Annotated in this window: 1 protein-coding gene; it reads right to left on the bottom strand. The window is 53.0% G+C overall.

Annotated elements, in window-relative coordinates; translation table 11 throughout:
- Positions 1-23 precede the first annotated feature (23 nt).
- Positions 24-296, bottom strand: a 273-nt coding sequence (locus tag NE473_RS31620) for a threonine/serine exporter family protein (protein ID WP_256265683.1), incomplete at its 5' end; no start/stop codon positions are given.

Genomic DNA, 296 nt, shown 5'->3' with positions numbered 1-296 from the left:
CACCGCCCAGCCATTTACCGGCTTCACAGACTGCCCTGTTTCTCTTCTTTTGTCGAAAACACCTTAAAAATCCCCTGCGGCAGTTCAAACACAAACACAATCCCCAGGACGATGGCCACTGCCACCTTAAGAGCCATAAAGCCAGTCTGAGACGCCTTGTCCAGCTCATTTGTCACAATATTATAGGCGGTCCAGTATACCCCGGCTCCCGGTACCAGCGGAAATATGCCGGAAATCAGAAATATGGTAACCGGGCACCGCTCCCTGACCGCAAACAGCCGCGACAGCAGGATCAC

This window comes from Hungatella sp. SL.1.14, from assembly GCF_024460495.1.
In the GTDB taxonomy this organism is placed as follows: Bacteria; Bacillota; Clostridia; order Lachnospirales; family Lachnospiraceae; genus Hungatella; species Hungatella hathewayi.
This window is presented reverse-complemented; position numbering and strand designations above follow the sequence as displayed.